The organism is Micromonospora sp. NPDC049580 (assembly GCF_040675595.1).
Taxonomy (GTDB): Bacteria; Actinomycetota; Actinomycetes; order Mycobacteriales; family Micromonosporaceae; genus Micromonospora.
Genome location: NZ_JBFAPG010000685.1, coordinates 1 through 2,402 on the forward strand (window position 1 = coordinate 1; position 2,402 = coordinate 2,402).

Here is a 2,402-nt window from a genome sequence, read left to right on the forward strand (position 1 = left end):
CGCCCGGTGTCCGGATATCGGACGCCGGCCGTTGCGTGGGTTGAAGCAGAGCAAAGGATGAGAAGGAACGACCCGACCGGCGGCCTGACGACCGGCGCCTGGAAGGAGCACGCATGACGCCCGAGGAGATCCTGGCCACCGACCGGGCGCACGTCTGGCACCCGTACGCCGCGCTGCCACCGGCGAACCCGCCGTACGTGGTGCGCGGCGCCGAGGGCGTACGGCTGACCCTGGCCGACGGCCGGGAGCTGGTGGACGGCATGTCGTCCTGGTGGGCGGCGATCCACGGCTACCGGCACCCGGTGTTGGACGCGGCCGTGACCGACCAGCTCGGCCGGATGAGCCACGTGATGTTCGGCGGGCTGACCCACGAGCCTGCGGTGCAGCTCGCGCGGACCCTGGTCGAGCTGGCCCCGGAGGGTCTGGAGCAGGTGTTCCTGGCCGACTCCGGCTCGGTCAGCGTCGAGGTGGCGGTCAAGATGTGCCTGCAGTACCAGCGGGCCGTCGGGCGGCCACAGCGGCGCCGGCTGGCGACCTGGCGGGGTGGCTACCACGGCGACACGTTCCACCCGATGAGCGTCTGCGACCCGGAGGGCGGGATGCACCACCTCTGGGGCGACGTGCTGCCCCGGCAGATCTTCGCCCCGGTGCCGCCCGGCGGCTTCACCGACCCGCCCGACGAGGCGTACGTGGCGGCGTTGGTGGACACCGTCGAGCGGCACGCCGACGAGCTGGCCGCGGTGATCGTCGAGCCTGTCGTCCAGGGCGCCGGCGGGATGCGGTTCCACCATCCGGGTTACCTGCGGGTGCTGCGCGAGGTGACCCGCGCGCACGGGGTGCTGCTGATCTTCGACGAGATCGCGACCGGGTTCGGCCGTACCGGCGCGATGTTCGCCGCCGAGCACGCCGGGGTGGCCCCGGACGTGATGTGCGTGGGCAAGGCGCTCACCGGGGGCTACCTGACCCTGGCCGCGACGCTGTGCACCGCCGAGATCGCCAGGGGCATCTCCGCCGACGGCGTGCTGGCCCACGGGCCCACCTTCATGGGCAACCCGCTGGCCTGCGCGGTCGCCAACGCCTCCATCGGGCTGCTGCGGGCCGGGGACTGGGCGGCGCAGGTGTCCAGGGTCGGCGCCGGCCTGCGCGCCGGCCTGGAGCCGCTGCGCGCCGCCCCGGGCGTGGCCGATGTGCGGGTGCTCGGGGCGATCGGGGTGGTCCAGCTCGACCACGAGGTCGACCTCGGCGCGGCCACCGCGGCGGCCGTCGAGCGGGGCGTCTGGCTGCGGCCGTTCCGCGACCTGATCTACACGATGCCGCCGTACGTCACCGACGACGCCGACCTGGCCCGTATCGCGGCCGGGGTGGCGGCGGCGGTGGCGGCCGGCTGAGCGGTCCCGGTCAACGAGTACGCACCGAGGCGGTCCGCCGCCCGGACGAGAAGGGAAGTGCACAGATGGAGAGCTTCGGCACCCGCCTGCACCGGGCCGTCACCGAGCGCGGACCGCTCTGTGTGGGCATCGACCCGCATCCCGGTCTGCTGGCCCGGTGGGGCCTCGCGGACGACGTCGACGGCCTCGACCGGTTCTCCCGGACCGTGGTGGACGCCCTCGGTGACCGGGTTGCGGTGGTCAAGCCTCAGTCGGCCTTTTTCGAGCGATTCGGATCCCGCGGTGTGGCGATCCTTGAGTCAACTATCCGACAGTTACGAGAAGCCGGTTCGCTCGTTCTTCTGGACGTCAAGCGTGGCGACATCGGCTCAACGGTCAGCGCGTACGCCTCCGCGTACCTTGATCCATCCAGCCCGCTGTATGTCGACGCGGTCACGGCCAGTCCCTACCTGGGAGTAGGTTCGCTGGCGCCGATGTTCGAGTTGGCCGCCCAGCACGGCGGCGGGGTCTTCGTGCTGGCCCTCACCTCGAACCCCGAGGGCGCGGCCGTGCAGCGGGCCCGTACGGCCGACGGGCGGACCGTCGCGCAGACCGTGATCGACGAGATTTCCCAGCTCAACCGGGGTGCGGACCCCCTCGGCAGCTTCGGTCTGGTGGTCGGCGCGACCATCGGTGACACCGGTCATGACCTCTCCGGCGTGGGGGGTCCGCTGCTCGCTCCGGGGCTCGGCGCGCAGGGTGCGGGTGCCGCCGATCTGCGTACCGTGTTCGGTTCCAGCCTCGCTTCGGTGCTCCCGTCGTACTCCCGGGAGGTCCTGTCGGCGGGACCGGACGCGGACGCCCTGCGGGCAGCCGCGGACCGGGTGGCGGGCGAGTGCCGGGCCGTTCTGGCTGCCCGGTGACTGACTGACGGCTCGGTCACTTTGCGATGATCATCGCGCGCCCACGTTGCCGAAAGCTCCGTTGACCGCTAGTTTTCCCCGCGCTGGGAACCAAGGGGTCCGTGGTTCCCAG

The 2,402-nt window shown here is 72.3% G+C and carries 2 protein-coding genes; both read left to right on the plus strand.

Annotated elements, in window-relative coordinates; all coding sequences use genetic code 11:
- Positions 1 to 113 precede the first annotated feature (113 nt).
- Positions 114 to 1,388 carry an adenosylmethionine--8-amino-7-oxononanoate transaminase gene (locus AB0J68_RS30980; RefSeq protein WP_363942298.1) on the plus strand — a complete coding sequence of 425 codons (1,275 nt, stop codon included), beginning with the start codon at positions 114 to 116 and terminating at the stop codon, positions 1,386 to 1,388.
- 65 nt (positions 1,389 to 1,453) lie between these two features.
- Positions 1,454 to 2,290, plus strand: coding sequence for an orotidine-5'-phosphate decarboxylase (gene pyrF, locus AB0J68_RS30985; RefSeq protein ID WP_354862960.1), 837 nt, complete (start codon positions 1,454 to 1,456; stop codon positions 2,288 to 2,290).
- Positions 2,291 to 2,402: the final 112 nt, after the last annotated feature.

Bases quoted from the DNA above. Each gene is read 5' to 3' on its own strand.
- AB0J68_RS30980 (WP_363942298.1), top strand. From the start codon at position 114: ATGACGCCCGAGGAGATCCTGGCCACCGACCGGGCGCACGTCTGGCAC.
- pyrF (WP_354862960.1), top strand. From the start codon at position 1,454: ATGGAGAGCTTCGGCACCCGCCTGCACCGGGCCGTCACCGAGCGCGGA.